Below are 15,327 nucleotides of genomic sequence, written 5' to 3'. Positions count from 1 at the left end.
TTACCGGAGGTGGCCGGTTTATTCCCCCGGCCCACCATATTTGAATTTGATCAGGTTGCGGCGCTCTTTTTTGTCCGGGCGCCGGTCCGGATGGGTCACATTCTGTGCGTTTATCTTTCTTGCCGCGGCCAGTTTTTCCCGCTTCGCCACGCTTGCCTGCGTTTCCATATAAAGCTGCTGCGCTTCACTGGCCGAACGGCGCTGCAGCGTCAGCGTCAGCGCTACCACCGTCCGCTCATCGTCACCCTGGCGGAGCGTGATTTCCGCACCGCTTTCCATAATCTTACTGGGTTTGGTCCGCTGCCCGTTGTAATGAACCTTGCCGCCCTCCACCATCTCACGGGCTATGGCGCGGGTTTTATAAAACCGGGCCGCCCACAGCCATTTATCGAGCCGAATACTTTCATCCGGGTCCTGTTCCTGATGGTCCTTATTTTTCATCATGCCTCCGCATCACTACTCCGTCCCGGCATAAGCTTGCGCCAAGGCGGGCAATTGGGTTCGGTAGTCGTCCAGCGCGGGATGGCGCTGGAAAATTTGCGGCGCCACGCCGGAATCGGGATTGCTGACGCCGAGGCAATAACGAATGCCAAAGGTCAGCGCCGCATCAAGTATGGTCTCGCTGTCATCGATAAAAAGGGATCGCGCCGGGTCAAAACCGGTATGCCGCTGCACCTGTTGCCACAAACGCTGATCTTCCTTGGGATAACCAAATGTATGGGTAGAAAGTAATAAATCAAGGTGCCGGTCCAGTCCGGTATGGGCGACTTTCACCGCCAGCCCCTTGGGATGGGCATTGGTGAGCAAAATAGTTTTCAAACCATGGCGACGCAGCGCGGTGAGCAGGGGCAGCGTATCCTCCCGCAGACGTACCTGATGGCCCAGTTCAACGGTCATGGCGTGAATGTCCAGATCCAGACGTTGGCTCCAGTAATCGAAGCAGTACCAATTGAGGGTGTGCCGCACCGCTTGGTATTCTTGCTGAATCAGCGCCTGGGCCTGCTTTGAAGAGATGCCCCGCTGTTTGCTCAGGCATTCCGGCACCAGCCGCAGCCAGAAAAGATTGTCGAAAGCCAGGTCCAGCAAGGTGCCGTCCATATCAAGAATAACAGTATCTATCTGATGCCAATTGATAGCAGATGACATGCGTACTCCAGGGATGGTGGGTGGCGATAAGCAAAATTTGAATGCCCGCGCTAAGGCGGGCCTGTCCATTAGGGTAGCATATATTTTCAGCCCATCCTGCCGCCGCGGACTACGGCAGTGTCTTCAGCGTGACATTGGGTAAATCAGGATTAAAGCAGCTTTCATAATAACGCTGTATATCCTGGCCGCGATGGCGGCTTTTCAGCAGGCGCAGCGCCGTCAGGCAGACATTCACCAGCGCGCTGATAATGACCAGCAATAGCAATAGGGTAGTGCCCAGGTAACGCCATACGGTAATGACATCCGGTTCACTGTGCAGGGCGATGTGCCGGGTGCCGTTGACATCCACGCTGATATTGGTAATGACCCCCTGCGCGCGAAAAGGCGTATGCAGCAGCATGGACGAGAGGCGCTGCAACTCCCGCCATTGGGCCAGGCCGGTGTAATCATATAATGAATTTACCGGCAGCGGATGATCCACCAGCAGCCTGCCCTCATCGCTGCTGATTAGCACCCCTCCGGGGGGAGGGCTATTAAGGGCGTTGGTGGCCAGGCGGGTTTCGCTGGCGAAGAACGACCCGGTGGCGGCGTTCACCAGATTCTCAAGGGTTTCGGCACTCACCGGCCGCAATAATACATTGACCCCCTTTAACGTACCGCCGCGGGCGCGCCTGACCACCGACGGCCAGTCCCGGCCGTTGGCCAGATTGACCAGGGCGGTTTTGAGCCGTGCGCAGGCGGCATCGTCGCGGCAGAGATCCTGGGTCTTCAAAATGATGTCGGCGAAATCGTCCAACAGGATCATGCCGGATTTCTGGATAGCGTTCGCCAGTACGGGATTTATTTTCGGATCGGAGTTCAATTCCGGATGAAGCTGGTTGTCGACGGTATTGAGCAACGCCATAGCCTTGTCCACGGTATCCGATTCAGGGGTGGGCAAAGGTACGGCGTTATTCCAGTAAATGCTCGAACAATCAAAGGGCAGGAACGGATTTTTCGGCGCGGTGGTAAGGGAGGTATCCACAAAACACATGCCGGTCCCCTGCACCTTCAATGTATCGCCGATACGCAACGGCGCCGCTTCGAGGGTATTGGCGTCAGTGGCCTGGACATTCTGCGCCCCCTTCAGCCAGGCCATGCTCATCGTCAGCGGCAGGGAGAGCGGGACGTAGGCCAGCAGCAGGCACAGCACAAGCATGGAGCTGCAGAACAATACCAGGTTTTTTCCCCAGCGCTGAACCGGGAAATTCACCATTTCATCATGGAGTGAAAGAAACCGGCCCTGGCGTACCACCTGGCGATTGATGTAAATGTCCACGTCGGTTTTTTTACCCAAATCATGGTCGATAAAAGGCAGCCAATGAGGTGGATAAGTCAAATCGATGATGCCCAGCGAAATGGTTGCGAGGCGGTTGCGATCGGATTCGCCGAACAGTCCCCAGCGTTTCGGGGTGCCCCGCAGGCAATGGATGTCGAGTCTGGTACGCTGCGACGGCGGACGGAACAGCATCCAGACGCACCAAACAATCAACAGGCCGGCGATGGCCGCCAGCCAGGGCACGGCCATCACCGGCGCCAGCAGGCTGGTGAACAGCAGCAGCAGCGCCGCGCTGACCATGGCGGCTTCACGAATCCCCGACGGGTGGTTTATCGCCTGCTCCTGCGGCGTCTCCTTGCGGATATTCAGCAATTCGACCTGTTCGTTTTCCTGCTCGCGCATGGAGGAGTTCGGCACCATTTGCGGCGGATTCGCGGCTTGCGGCGCGTAGACATAGTCCACCAGCGAATGCCCGTTTAGGGCAATGACCAGCGGGATGCCGGCGGTTTTGATCAGCTCGACATGATTCTCTTCGGCGATATATTGTTCCCATAACGGGGGCAGGTGAATTTCCGTGCTGTCGAGATAATACCGCCAGGTATGCGGCGCGTCGGTGACCAGGCCGTAGCGGGTAATGGCATGGGTAGCCGCATAAATATTTTCACTTTGCGGTGTTAAAGCCAGGGATTCCACCGCCTGGGCCGGCGCCAGCGGGGAACTCTGCAAATGTTCATTCTGCTGAAAATAGCGTTCTATGGCCGCGCGTTCTTCCGCGGTCAGTTTACGCGGGATCGGCTGCAGGAACGGCAGACGCTTGATGGCTGCGGGGAGAAGTCGTTTGCGATAAAGCCGATAAGCAAGAACCGCGATCGCACAGGTAAACAGTACGGACAATACAAATGCTATTGTGCTCATGCCATCCCCATCGATACACGAAAAATTTACGACACATCGAGAATATGATACGTATCAAGCTGGCGCTGTTCCGGGAGCGTCCACCTTCGACAACGAAACATTCGATCCCTTGATTGATAAACCGCGCAGGAACGAAACAGGACGAGTATCAATACTTAGTACAGGTTAACAATCCATTCTCCCCTGATATATCGGTATTTTCCTATTTTAATCTCTATAATTTTTTTCGCTTGCCACCTGATAACAATGAGTTGCTGAATGTTCCGGTTAATGGCGAGAAAATGAGCGGAGTCGCTGTTGGCGGTTGCGGCGAAGGTTCTCATTAATGCACAATGCGATCAAGCCTTAAAACCTGCTAACGTTAACACCGTCAACATCCGGCGCCGGAAACAGACCATCCTCGTCTTCATCTGTTGTTTCGCCGCGCGGGCGGTTATGCTGTGCCATGCACTTCGTTGACTCCGGGATAACTATGGATAAGCATCTGCAAAAACCAAAAATACATAAAGTCGAAACTATCGCGCAGTCCCGGTTGTTTAATGTTGAATCCGTTGATCTCGAGTTCAGCAACGGGGCGCGAAGGATTTATGAAAGGATGCAGCCTTCGGATCGCGAGGCGGTGATGATTGTGCCGGTGATCGACTCACATATAGTGCTGATTCGCGAATATGCCGTGGCGATAGAAGACTATGAGCTGGGTTTTCCCAAGGGACTGATTGACCCCGGCGAAGATATCCTCACCGCGGCCAACCGGGAGTTGATGGAGGAGGTGGGTTTCGGCGCCGGCCGAATGGATATCCTGACCAAACTCACCATGGCGCCCTCCTATTTTTCCAGCCGGATGAATATCCTGGTGGCGCAGGATCTTTACCCGCAGCGGCGCCAGGGCGACGAACCCGAACCTCTGCCCCAGGTGCGCTGGCCCATCGCCACCATGATGGACCTGCTGAACGAGCCGGATTTTCGCGAAGCCCGCAACGTCAGCGCGCTGTTTCTGGCCCATGCGTGGCTTATCCAGAATCAGAAATAGAACGGCCGGCCTTCGGCGCTTTCACCCCTTGGCGGGCATTGTTGGGTCCAAAGTTTCACTGCTAACAAACGAGTCCGGAGTCAAAGAGGCGGGACAGAATGATAGAGGAGTTAACCGTCCGCGCCAGGACGGCGCGGATCGAGCCTACATGGACGTATTCACGGCGTGTTTACGATCTAGCATTCTGTCCCGACCGGGCACGGTTTAAGCTTTGGTGGTAGCGGGCATACCATGCTGTGGGGCGCTCCGGCGGGCGGAAAAACCACGCCCGCTTCGACCCCATCAGCACGGTCTCCCTTAACACGCACGCTTCCAGCCCCGCGTGCAGCGGGCCTGGCCCGCCATCAGAACAGTTCGTGGGACTCGCCGTTATCCATCAGCGTGGTGCCCACTTCATGCACCACTTTATCCTTTGGCTGCGTGCCGTCGATAAAATACTCTTCGCGGCTGTTGCCGCCCCCATCGGATAATTTACCGCTGCTCTTGTCGATGCTGACGGTGACGATGCCCTGTGGCGGCGTGATCTTCTGTTCCGGAATGCCGTCCAACGCGACTTTCATAAAATCATCCCAGGCCGGCTGGGCGCTTTGCGCCCCGCCTTCACCGCCGGATGGACTTCGGCCCAGATCGCGGCGATGATCGTCGAAACCTATCCATACCGAGGTCACCGTCTGAGGACCGTAACCGGAGAACCAAGCATCTTTCGAACTGTTGGTGGTGCCGGTTTTACCGCCGATATCATGGCGTTTCAAATCACGCCCGGCGCGCCAGCCGGTACCTTGCCAGCCCGGTTCGCCGAAGATGTTGCTGTTGAGGGCGTCATGAATCAGGAAGGCCAGCGGAGTACTGATGACGTGGGGGGCATATTGCTGCTCGCCATCCGCGGCGGCCTGGGCGGGGGAAACGTTTTCCAACTGCGGCATGGGGACGGCGGCGTTATTGCCGGGCTGGTGTGATACCGCGACATTTTCCATGTCGTCATCGGATAAAACCGCCGATCTATTGGTATCGCCGTAAATCACCGGCAAATTGCAGGTATCGCACACCGTCTTCGGTTTGGCCTCGAACAGGACCTTACCCGAATCGTCTTCGATTTTGGCGGTCAGGTAGGGGTCTACCAAATATCCGCCGTTTGCCAGCACCGCGTAGCCCCGCACCATTTGCAACGGGGTAAACGAGGCGGAACCCAATGCCAGCGATTCGGTATGCACGATGTTCTGCGGCGGGAAACCGAAGCGTTGCAGGTACTCGGCGGCATAGTCCACGCCCATGGCGCGCATGGCGCGCACCATGACGACGTTTTTAGATTGTCCCAGGCCCTGGCGCAGGCGAATCGGACCGTCATAGGTGGGGGGAGAGTTCTTCGGCCGCCAGTCGGCGCCGGCGCCGGCGTCCCAGCGGGAAATAGGCGCGTCGTTCAAGATGGTGGCCAAGGTCAGCCCCTTGTCCAGGGCGGCGGTGTACAGGAAGGGTTTGATATTGGAACCCACCTGCCGCAGCGCCTGGGTTGCCCGGTTGAATTTGCTCTGGTTGAAATCGAAACCACCCACCAGGGCCTTTACCGCGCCGCTGGAGGGATCTATCGACACCAAGGCCGAATTGACGTCCGGCAACTGCGCCAGCCACCAATCATTATTCACCTTGCGCACCCAGATCTGTTGACCGGCTTGAACCGTATCGGTGACTTTTCTCGGCACCGCGCCCTGTAGCCTGTCGGTTCTGTACGGGCGCGCCCAATGTATGCCGGCCATGGTCAACTCGACATTACTGCCGTCCGACAACATGGCGGTGGCCTGCCCGGCGTCAGCCTGGGTAACCACCGCCGGCAGCAGCGGGCCGTAGACCGGCAGCGATTTCAAACTGCCGCTAATGCGCTTTTGATCCCAGGGCGTTGCGCCGATTTTCCACAAAACATTGCTTGGGCCCCGATAGCCGTGCCGCATATCGTAATCAATGACGTTATTCCTTACCGCGTCCTGCGCCGCCAACTGAAGTTTTTTGGTGATGGTGGTGTAGACCTTGTAACCGTCGGTATAGGCATTGTCCCCATAGCGTTTCAGCATGTCCTGCCGCACCATTTCAGCGACATAAGGTGCCGAGAAGCTCATCTGAGGGGCATGATAGTTGGCTACCAGCGGCGTGTTGCGGGCCTGCTCGAACTGATCGCGGGTGATGTACTTCTCGTCCAGCATGCGGGACAAGACAAAATTGCGTCGCGCCAAGGCCCGATCGTGGGAAAACAGCGGATTGAACGTGGAGGGCGCTTTGGGCAAGCCGGCTATCACCGCCATTTCAGCCAGGCTGAGTTGACCGACATCTTTGCCGAAATAGACCTGGGCGGCCGCGCCGACGCCATAAGCGCGATAGCCGAGATAGATTTTATTCAGATACAACTCGATGATTTCGTCTTTTGTCAGCAACTGCTCGATGCGAATGGCGAGAAAGGCTTCTTTGATCTTGCGGATCAACGTCCGTTCCGGACTCAAAAAGAAGTTACGCGCCAGTTGCTGGGTGATGGTGCTGGCGCCTTGCGTGGCGTGACCGGACATCAGGGCTATGGAGGCGGCTCGCATAATGCCCACCGGATCCACACCGTGATGTTCATAAAAGCGGCTGTCCTCGGTCGCGACGAAGGCATGTACCAGATCGGGGGGGATCTGATCGAGCCGCAAGGGAATCCGGCGTTTTTCGCCGAACTGCGCCATCAATTCGCCGTCCGCGCTATAGACCTGCATCGGGGTTTGCAGTCGTACATCTTTCAGGGTCGCGACATCAGGCAACTGCGGCTCAATGTATTTGTACATGCCGAATATCGAGGCGGCTCCCAACAAGATGCAACACACTACAAAGATTAATAAATATTTTACGAACTTCACCTGAGATTTCCCATTTCATGTCGTTTGGGCAGTTTATAAACAACCGCGCGCTAGTATAAAGGTAAGCCTGCACGTTGGATACGTACTTTTCATTACGGATGATAGGGAGCGGTAAAACATGGCATTCCGCCACTGGCAGGTCGGATTGGAGATTGGAAACAGCACGGTACGGGCCCTGGCGGTACAACGTCGGCGGCGGGGTTGGCTGCTTAGACATTGGTGGCAACACACCTTGCCGGCGGCATCGTTAAATGACGTGGAGGGGTTGCCTTGTCCCGGTGTCGGCAGGCTTCTGGCCGGGTGGCGAAAACATTTGCCCGGTAGCATTTCGTTACGAGTTTGTTTGCCGGCTCACCTGTTTTCGCAACGGCGGATAAAAGCACCGGACCGGCGGCTGCGTGAACCGGAGCGGGGCCTGTATATCGCTTCCCATTCGAGACGCCATTTCCCCGAGGACAGCGGCCCGCTGCTGTTGGATTACCGGGACGATCCCTTGGTACCGCACACCCTGCTGGTGACCGCTGCCCGGCAAACCGCCATAACGCAATGGCAATCTTGCCTGTCCGCCGCCGGGCTTGACCCGCAAATCATGGATTTCATGCCGTGCGCCCTGCGTTGCATGGCCCGGCATGCCGGACTGGAGCGGGAGTTCACGCTGATTCATGGGCTCGGCAGGGACTGGTGCTGGGTTTCGCCCTTGTCCTGTCCCCTTGAGTTCGGTTTTGTCCGCCGGGAGGACACCGTTGATTTTGTCACCCTGCGACGAATGATATGCCGGCAGTATCCGGGCGAAAGGGGTGCGGTTTGCCCTGAGGCGTATTACAGCAGCAACACCGGCTCGGCCGTGCCGGAGGGCGCGCTTCCCTGGCCGCCCTTTGACACCTTCTGGCAGATATATCCCCCCGCTCCGCCCTGTCCGCAGGCTTTTCTCATCGCGGGCGGCCTGGCGCTGCGCCAGGAGGATATCTGATGTGTCAGGTTAATCTGCTGCCCTGGCGGCAGCGCCGTCGCCGTCGCCGGGCAAGGGCGGTAATTATTGTGCTGGCGGCCGAACTGCTGTTGGCCTTTTGTTCTACCGGCGGGTCGTGGCTGCGCTGGCGGGAGGAGCAGTCTTCGCTGGCGGCGCGTTTGGCGCTGTTACAGCAGCAGCAACGGCATGCCCTTCAGCAGCGGAGTGAACATCAACAGCGGGTGGCGCAGTGCGCACGGCTGCAAGACACCTTGAAACACTACCGCCGGATCAGACAGGCCAACCAGCAATATTATCGATTTTTTCAACAGCTGCCGGCGCTGTTGCCGCCGGGATTGTGGTTAACTTCGCTGCGCCTGCGGGAGGGCCGGTTGCTGGCGGGCGGCTGTAGCCGGAGCTATGCGGCCATCGTCGAGACTAACAGCCGGCTTGGCCGTCATCCCTTGCTCAAACCGGCTCATTGGCATGAAATTACCCGCCTGGAGAATGGTTTGCTGCGATTCCAACTGCAAACCCCCTGGCCCGGGAGGGCGATAAACAATGCATCCCGTTAAGCGATTGTTATGGCGCGGGATTGACCGGCCGTGGTGGGTATTGACGTCGGCGCTGATTGCCGTCGCGGCGGTTATCGCTCTCGGCGCGTCACTGCTTCTTCGTCCAGGGCAAAAAGCCCTGGATGACGTGCGCCGGGATATCCGGCACATCGAAAATGCGTTACGGCAGCATGGGCACAACATGGCCGAATGGCCGACCAAGGCTCAGTTGGAGACGCAAATTTCATCAATCCATCGCGAGTTGGCCGCCTGCGAAACAGCGCGCCGGGAACCGGCGGTATTTATCAAATCCATCGATCCCGGCCTTGGTGGGAAATTAACTTGGCGGGCCGCGCCTTCGGGCACCGATCGTCGCGCGGCTCCCCGCCGCTGGACCGTGGCGGCGAACACTGATTATCCGGGGCTTCACCGCATGTTAGGCCGTTTGGCCGGCTTATCGGGCGGCTTGTCGCTGGATTCTTTTGCGGTAGGGGTCCGCGGCGGCAGACTGGACATCGAGTTTGAACTGGCGGACCCGGCGCCGGTCCGTGATAAGGAGGCGAGCCATGTCAAATAACCGCCGGTCGGGGGCATTATTCCTTTCGTTAAGCGTTCTGTTGCTAAGCGCCGCACCGCTATCGGCGGAGCAAAAAAGCGCCGAACGCAATCCCTTTGAGCCGGAGCGCGCCAGCCGGGAAAGCCGGACCGACAGCGCGCCGGTCAAAGGGGTGGTGGGGGATGGCGAGCGCTGGCATCTCTGGACTGCCGATAAAAAAGGCCGCTGGCATAAGCGCGTTGCGTCGGCCCCCGACGCTCGCTTTTTCGGCGCTATTTCCAACAAGGATGATGTTAACAAGGATGAAACACCGTGAAAGGACGCGGATTGATAGTAGGATTGCTGATGTTACTGTTGCCCCTCGGTCCAGGGGCAAAGGAATCGTTCGCCGAGCCCTCCGCCGAAAAAAGCAAGCCGGTGACGCTGGTGTTCGACGACGCTCCCATCCAGCAGGTGTTGCGCGCCCTGGCCGAGCACCAGCGTTTGAATCTGGTGATAGCGCCCGGCATATCCGGCAATATCAGCCTTAATCTGCACGGGGTACCCTGGCAACAGGCGGTGGACCTGATCGTCGGCACGGGTCGCCTTCACCTGGAGCGTCAGGGTAATGTCATGCTGGTTTATCCCCGGGACCAGTTCGCTGACCGAAAGGAGCAACAGGCCGAGGCGCTGCGCCAGCGGGAGAGCGAACAGCCGTTAACAAACCGCCTGGTGACGCTGCAACATGCCGATGCCGCCGAGGTGGCGAAAAATATCGGTGCGTTGCGTAAAGAACTGATGTCCCCCCGCGGCACCCTGGTGCTGGATAAACGCACTAATTCATTGGTATTGCGGGATACCGAAGCGGCGCTGGCCAACTTGACCGAATGGATAAACGTCTGGGATTTGCCTCTTGAGCAGGTCATGATCACCGCTCACATCGTGACTATCAGCCGTGATAATTTGCGGGATATCGGCGTTGACTGGCAGCATTCCGCCGACACCGGGCTGCGTTCCTCGAAGATGGCGGTGAATCTTCCCTTGGGGGACCACTACGCCAGCATGGGTTTTCGCCTGGCGCGCCTGAGCGGCCGTTTACTCGAGCTGGAACTGACCGCCCTGGAGCAGGAGAACAAGGTGGATATCCTGGCCAGCCCGCGTCTTTATACCGCCCATCAACGTACCGCCAGTATCAAGCAAGGCACCGAATTGCCCTATCAGGTGGAAAAAAGCAAGAGCAAAGGCTCATCCATTCAGTTCAAGGAAGCGGTTTTAAAAATGGAAGTGACGCCGAAAATACTGCGTAACGGCAAGGTTACCCTCGATTTGCGCCTTAGTCAGAACGTACCCGGTCAGGTGATTAAGCAGGGTGGAAATGAGAGCGTTTCCATCGACATGGAGGAAATTAAAACCCAAGTGACCATTGCCGATGGGGAAACCATTGTTTTAGGTGGCATTTTCCAGCGACAAAAACACGAAAGGAAGGATAAAACCCCGCTGTTGGCGGACATTCCCTGGGTGGGACATCTGTTTAAACGCCAACATGAGCGCTATAAACAGCGGGAGTTGGTTATTTTTATAACGCCCACTCGAATATCAGGGTAAACTTGTTTATCTCAATTGGGGCAAAATCGGGGCCTTAGCAACAAATTATGCGTTTTTTTCGCGATCAATTTGACGCTGTGACAGATTTCGCTTACAAGGGTAACCCATTGAGCATCGCTGTTTTTGCGTCACCTGTAGTTTCGATAGCGATATCGGAATTCTTCCTTGCGGTGTGAGCATCGATTTAATCGGTTGCCAAACTACCCCGAGTGTTGAGATAATTTTTCGTCTGATTCTCGCACTATCGCTCATGAGGTTTCAGTTTAGGTCCCGCCGCTAATTTGATTGGCGGGGCGGGTTGTCATTAACGAATAATCTAGTAATACCGAAAAACATGGCAGAGAAACGCAATATCTTTCTGGTTGGGCCTATGGGTGCCGGCAAAAGCACTATTGGGCGTCAGTTGGCCCAACAACTTAATATGGAGTTTTTCGATTCTGATCAGGAGATTGAGCGACGCACCGGGGCTGATGTAGGCTGGGTATTCGACGTGGAAGGCGAAGATGGCTTTCGCGATCGTGAAGAAAAAGTCATTAACGAACTTACTGAAAAACAAGGGATCGTATTGGCTACAGGTGGTGGATCAGTAAAATCACGTGAGACACGTAACCGCCTTTCTGCCCGTGGTGTTGTCGTTTATCTTGAAACCACTATTGAAAAACAGCTGGCCAGAACCCAGCGCGATAAAAAACGACCCTTGCTACAGGTTGAAGCCCCGCCGCGTGAAGTACTGGAAGCGCTGGCCAGGGAACGCAATCCTTTGTATGAAGAAATTGCGGATGTCACCATTCGTACCGACGAGCAAAGTGCTAAGGTTGTTGCCAACCAAATCATCAATATGTTGGAAAGCAACTAATCTATAATCTTAATAATTCGAGTTGCAGGAAGGCGGCAACGCAGCGAATCGCCAGGAGCTTACATGAGTAAGTGACTGGGTTGAGCGAGGAAAGCCAACGCACCTGCAACTTGAAGTATGACGAGTATAGTGTGTATCGAGATGCCGAAAAGGTCTTAAGCACCCCATGGAGAGGATCACTGTAACATTAGGGGAGCGTAGCTACCCGATTACGATAGCAGCCGGGTTATTTAACGACCCGGCTTCTTTCCTACCGTTGAAAAGCGGCGCCCACGTCATGGTGGTGACCAACGAAACGTTGGCGCCGCTTTATCTGCATCCTGTTCGGGCGGTTCTCGAACACGCAGGCATCGTCGTCGATGAGACGATCTTGCCCGATGGCGAACAGTTCAAAACGTTAGCCGTCCTGGAACGGATATTTACCGCATTGCTGGAAAAACCCCATGGCCGCGATACCACGCTCATTGCTTTGGGCGGCGGCGTCATTGGCGATATGGCCGGCTTTGCCGCCGCCAGCTATCAGCGCGGCGTCCGGTTTATCCAGGTGCCCACCACGCTGCTTGCGCAGGTCGATTCGTCGGTGGGGGGAAAGACCGCGGTTAATCATCCCCTCGGCAAGAACATGATCGGCGCTTTTTATCAGCCGGCCTCGGTGGTCATCGATTTGGATTGCCTGAAGACCTTGCCGGCGCGCGAATTATCCTCCGGCCTGGCGGAAGTGATCAAATACGGCATCATCCTGGATTATGCTTTTTTTGTCTGGCTTGAAGCCCACATGAACGATTTGCTGGCCCTCGAGGTCGATGCGCTGTCTTATTGCATCCGCCGCTGTTGCGAATTGAAAGCGGAGGTGGTTGCCGCCGACGAACGTGAAACCGGTCAACGGGCTTTGCTGAATCTGGGCCATACTTATGGTCATGCCATTGAAACCCACATGGGCTACGGCAATTGGCTGCATGGCGAAGCGGTGGCGGCGGGCATGGTGATGGCTGCGCATACCGCCCGGCGGCTGGGTCAGTTCTCCGCCGACGACCTGAAGCGCGTTACCGACTTGCTGGTGCGTGCCGGTTTGCCGGTGTCCGGGCCTGAGGACATGGCGCCGGCAGATTATCTGCCGCATATGATGCGCGACAAAAAAGTTGTTTCCGGCAAACTGCGGTTGATATTGCCCCAGGGCCTTGGCAAAGCTGAAGTGCGTGCCGGCGTGCCCGACGATATCGTATTGGCGTCAATCGCCGATTGCCGCACCTGAATCAGCGCCTTCGTTCCGGCCCCTGATCGGGGCGGGAAGATTCCGCTGGTTTTATCGCTTTAACCCTCCGCGGGGCCTTGTGCCCGGTGGAATAATCTCTCAGTTGGAGAGTTGTAAATGGATGAGTTCAAGTCGGAAGACGAACTGAGACCCGATAGCAGTGATCGCCGTCCCCCACGTCAACGGAAAGGCCCCTCGGTTCCTAAAGTCGCGATGTCCAGACAGCATATGATGATTGGCATCGGTATCCTGGTATTACTGCTGGTGGTGATTGGCGTCGGTTCGGCGTTGAAATCGCCTACTCAGCCGAATGCCGGCCAGCAAAACCCGACGACCGGTGAAAAGAATATCGATTTGTCCGGTTCCCCCGCCACCTCGGGTTCCGCCGCTGCTCCGGTTAACGGAACCGTTCCGGCGGCCAATCCGGATGCCAATAGTCCCGGCAGCGCCACCGGCCCCGCTAATGGACTGTCCGCGCAATCCCAGGCCAACGGCATGAACGGTACCGCTTCACAATCTCAGGCCAACGGCGTCAACGGTACCGCTTCACAACCCCTGGCCAACGGCGTTAACAGCGCCCTGTCGCAGCCGCAAACCCTGAGCGCGCCTCCGGTCGCCTCGACACCCACCGAGGCACCTCCCATCGCTGGCGCCGTGCCGCAGCATCGCATTGATTTACCCGGCAATATGGCGGATGCGCTGTCGCAGCAAGGGAACCAGGTTAACGGCATGACCGAACAGATGAATAACGAGGGCTCCGCCTCGACCCTGCCCACCGCGCCGGCCACGGTCGCGCCGGCGGGTAAGGAACCGGCGCATCCGACGCATAAAACCGGCGCGGTCAAGACATCCGTACCGGCCCATAAGGCGGCCAGGCAGACCGCCGTTGCGCCCCGTCCCATGGTTGCCGCCAATGGACATGCCGTTGCCCCGGCCGCCATGACCGAAGCCGGTCAGCATGCTCCCGCCGCCCACAGGAATACGCCCGCCGTGGTCGCCGGCAGGAATACGCCTGCCGCCGCGCCGGTTTCCGCAAGTGCCCTGGCCCCGGCTACGCCCGCCCACGCGTCAACCGGCGCCATCCAAACCGCTCCCGCCGGTTTTTATACCTTGCAGCTCAGCAGCGCTTCGCAAGCGGCAACCCTGAACGCCTATGCCCACAAGCAGCAGTTGAGCCAATATTGGGTATATGAGACCCGTCGCGAGGGCAAACCCTGGTATGTATTGGTGAGCGGCGTTTATTCGTCCTCGTCGCAGGCCAAGAGCGCGGTAGCGCAATTGCCGGCTGGTATACAGGCTAATAAACCCTGGGCCAGGCAGATAGGCCAGGTCAAACAGGATCAGAACAAATAGTTCTTGAATTTAGCACTGATGTGCTGTCATAAACAGAGTACAATCCGCGGCTCTGAAGAGTGTATGAGTATCAATCGACGGCATGAAGAAGAACCGCGCGTTTTTGAAATGGGCTGGCGGTAAATATCCGCTAATAGAAGATATCCGCCGCCATTTACCGGCGGGCGATTGTCTTATCGAGCCTTTTGTCGGCGCAGGTTCGGTGTTTCTGAACACCGATTATGAGAAATATATTCTTGCTGATATCAATAGCGATCTCATCAACCTGTACAATATTGTGAAAGGGCGCACCGATGAATTTATCGGTGATGCTCGCAGATTATTCGATGCAGAGGCCAATACCCCGCAATTTTACTATTCGATGCGCCGCGAGTTTAACCTTTGTACTGATGCTTATCGGCGAGCTGTGCTATTTCTTTACCTTAATCGTCATTGTTACAACGGCCTGTGCCGTTATAATCTGAGCGGTGAGTTCAACGTTCCGTTCGGTCGCTACAAGAAGCCTTATTTCCCGGAAATTGAATTAAACTGGTTTGCCGAAAAGGCTCAAAATGCAATATTTGTCTGCGAGCATTATCAGAAAACGCTAATGAAAGCCGAGTGCGGCGCTGTGGTGTATTGCGATCCGCCGTACGTGCCGCTGTCGACGACGGCCAACTTTACGGCTTACCATACCAACAGTTTTAATAATATCGAGCAGCAAAACCTGGCGCGGATGGCTTACCAACTCGCCAGCGAAGTCCGGGTGCCGGTGCTGATTTCCAACCACGATACGTTGTTGACCCGTGAGTGGTACTGCGACGCGGTACTTCACGTGGTGAAAGGGCGTCGTACCATCAGCCGGAATATCCTGGGTCGCACTAAAGTGAACGAACTGCTGGCGCTGTATCACTACACGGGCAAGCAAGGGACACCTGCGTCCGACCCTAACTGATTGG

14 protein-coding genes are annotated in these 15,327 nt (G+C 56.6%); 10 read left to right on the top strand and 4 right to left on the bottom strand.

Annotated elements, in window-relative coordinates; genetic code table 11:
• Positions 1-18: 18 nt before the first annotated feature.
• The 3 genes from hslR to HB631_RS21790 all read right to left on the bottom strand — a co-directional run bounded on the left by hslR (position 19) and on the right by HB631_RS21790 (position 3,379).
• Positions 19-441: a ribosome-associated heat shock protein Hsp15 gene (gene hslR, locus HB631_RS21800; RefSeq protein ID WP_213993314.1), complete on the bottom strand. Its 423-nt coding sequence runs from the start codon at positions 439-441 to the stop codon at positions 19-21.
• Between the two features lie 15 nt (positions 442-456).
• Positions 457-1,146 carry a GMP/IMP nucleotidase gene (yrfG, locus tag HB631_RS21795; RefSeq protein ID WP_213993273.1) on the bottom strand — a complete coding sequence of 230 codons (690 nt, stop codon included), beginning with the start codon at positions 1,144-1,146 and terminating at the stop codon, positions 457-459.
• A 109-nt stretch (positions 1,147-1,255) separates the two neighbouring features.
• Positions 1,256-3,379, bottom strand: coding sequence for an IgaA/UmoB family intracellular growth attenuator (locus HB631_RS21790; RefSeq protein ID WP_213993272.1), 2,124 nt, complete (start codon positions 3,377-3,379; stop codon positions 1,256-1,258).
• A gap of 472 nt (positions 3,380-3,851) precedes the next feature.
• Between HB631_RS21790 and nudE the strand changes: the two genes are divergently transcribed.
• Positions 3,852-4,409, top strand: a complete 558-nt coding sequence (nudE, locus tag HB631_RS21785; RefSeq protein WP_213993271.1) for an ADP compounds hydrolase NudE — start codon at positions 3,852-3,854, stop codon at positions 4,407-4,409.
• 344 nt (positions 4,410-4,753) lie between these two features.
• Here nudE and mrcA read toward each other — a convergent pair whose 3' ends face one another.
• A complete protein-coding gene (mrcA, locus tag HB631_RS21780; RefSeq protein WP_213993270.1) occupies positions 4,754-7,285 on the bottom strand; it encodes a peptidoglycan glycosyltransferase/peptidoglycan DD-transpeptidase MrcA in 2,532 nt (843 codons plus the stop codon).
• Positions 7,286-7,403: 118 nt separating this feature from the next.
• Between mrcA and HB631_RS21775 the strand changes: the two genes are divergently transcribed.
• From HB631_RS21775 to dam, 9 genes are all read left to right on the top strand, one after another.
• Positions 7,404-8,255 (top strand): pilus assembly protein HofM, encoded by an 852-nt coding sequence (locus HB631_RS21775; RefSeq protein WP_213993269.1) that lies wholly within the window; start codon positions 7,404-7,406, stop codon positions 8,253-8,255.
• Positions 8,255-8,809: a PilN domain-containing protein gene (locus HB631_RS21770; RefSeq protein ID WP_213993268.1), complete on the top strand. Its 555-nt coding sequence runs from the start codon at positions 8,255-8,257 to the stop codon at positions 8,807-8,809. Before HB631_RS21775 ends, HB631_RS21770 begins: the two co-directional genes overlap by 1 nt.
• On the top strand, positions 8,796-9,365 hold the full coding sequence (locus HB631_RS21765) for a hypothetical protein (protein WP_213993267.1): 570 nt from the start codon (positions 8,796-8,798) through the stop codon (positions 9,363-9,365). The genes HB631_RS21770 and HB631_RS21765 overlap by 14 nt, the downstream gene beginning before the upstream one ends.
• Positions 9,355-9,660, top strand: a complete 306-nt coding sequence (locus HB631_RS21760; RefSeq protein WP_213993266.1) for a hypothetical protein — start codon at positions 9,355-9,357, stop codon at positions 9,658-9,660. Before HB631_RS21765 ends, HB631_RS21760 begins: the two co-directional genes overlap by 11 nt.
• Complete coding sequence (hofQ, locus tag HB631_RS21755; RefSeq protein WP_345945730.1) at positions 9,657-10,928, top strand: DNA uptake porin HofQ; 1,272 nt, start codon at positions 9,657-9,659, stop codon at positions 10,926-10,928. Before HB631_RS21760 ends, hofQ begins: the two co-directional genes overlap by 4 nt.
• Before the next feature lie 334 nt (positions 10,929-11,262).
• Positions 11,263-11,784: a shikimate kinase AroK gene (aroK, locus tag HB631_RS21750; protein WP_131866394.1), complete on the top strand. Its 522-nt coding sequence runs from the start codon at positions 11,263-11,265 to the stop codon at positions 11,782-11,784.
• Between the two features lie 166 nt (positions 11,785-11,950).
• A complete protein-coding gene (aroB, locus tag HB631_RS21745; protein ID WP_213993265.1) occupies positions 11,951-13,036 on the top strand; it encodes a 3-dehydroquinate synthase in 1,086 nt (361 codons plus the stop codon).
• Between the two features lie 117 nt (positions 13,037-13,153).
• Complete coding sequence (locus HB631_RS21740; protein ID WP_213993264.1) at positions 13,154-14,389, top strand: SPOR domain-containing protein; 1,236 nt, start codon at positions 13,154-13,156, stop codon at positions 14,387-14,389.
• Positions 14,390-14,471: 82 nt separating this feature from the next.
• Positions 14,472-15,323: an adenine-specific DNA-methyltransferase gene (gene dam, locus HB631_RS21735; protein WP_213993263.1), complete on the top strand. Its 852-nt coding sequence runs from the start codon at positions 14,472-14,474 to the stop codon at positions 15,321-15,323.
• Positions 15,324-15,327 lie beyond the last annotated feature (4 nt).

Origin of the sequence: Sodalis sp. dw_96 (assembly GCF_018449575.1) — a bacterium.
In the GTDB taxonomy this organism is placed as follows: Bacteria; Pseudomonadota; Gammaproteobacteria; order Enterobacterales; family Enterobacteriaceae; genus Acerihabitans.
The sequence above is the reverse complement of the archived record's forward strand: the minus strand, read 5'-3'. Positions and strand labels throughout refer to the sequence as shown.

Coding starts and splice junctions, on each gene's coding strand:
- HB631_RS21770 (WP_213993268.1), top strand. CDS start 8,255: ATGTGTCAGGTTAATCTGCTGCCCTGGCGGCAGCGCCGTCGCCGTCGC.
- aroB (WP_213993265.1), top strand. CDS start 11,951: ATGGAGAGGATCACTGTAACATTAGGGGAGCGTAGCTACCCGATTACG.
- aroK (WP_131866394.1), top strand. CDS start 11,263: ATGGCAGAGAAACGCAATATCTTTCTGGTTGGGCCTATGGGTGCCGGC.
- HB631_RS21760 (WP_213993266.1), top strand. CDS start 9,355: ATGTCAAATAACCGCCGGTCGGGGGCATTATTCCTTTCGTTAAGCGTT.
- HB631_RS21740 (WP_213993264.1), top strand. CDS start 13,154: ATGGATGAGTTCAAGTCGGAAGACGAACTGAGACCCGATAGCAGTGAT.
- HB631_RS21765 (WP_213993267.1), top strand. CDS start 8,796: ATGCATCCCGTTAAGCGATTGTTATGGCGCGGGATTGACCGGCCGTGG.
- HB631_RS21790 (WP_213993272.1), bottom strand. CDS start 3,379: ATGAGCACAATAGCATTTGTATTGTCCGTACTGTTTACCTGTGCGATC.
- hslR (WP_213993314.1), bottom strand. CDS start 441: ATGAAAAATAAGGACCATCAGGAACAGGACCCGGATGAAAGTATTCGG.
- dam (WP_213993263.1), top strand. CDS start 14,472: ATGAAGAAGAACCGCGCGTTTTTGAAATGGGCTGGCGGTAAATATCCG.
- HB631_RS21775 (WP_213993269.1), top strand. CDS start 7,404: ATGGCATTCCGCCACTGGCAGGTCGGATTGGAGATTGGAAACAGCACG.
- yrfG (WP_213993273.1), bottom strand. CDS start 1,146: ATGTCATCTGCTATCAATTGGCATCAGATAGATACTGTTATTCTTGAT.
- nudE (WP_213993271.1), top strand. CDS start 3,852: ATGGATAAGCATCTGCAAAAACCAAAAATACATAAAGTCGAAACTATC.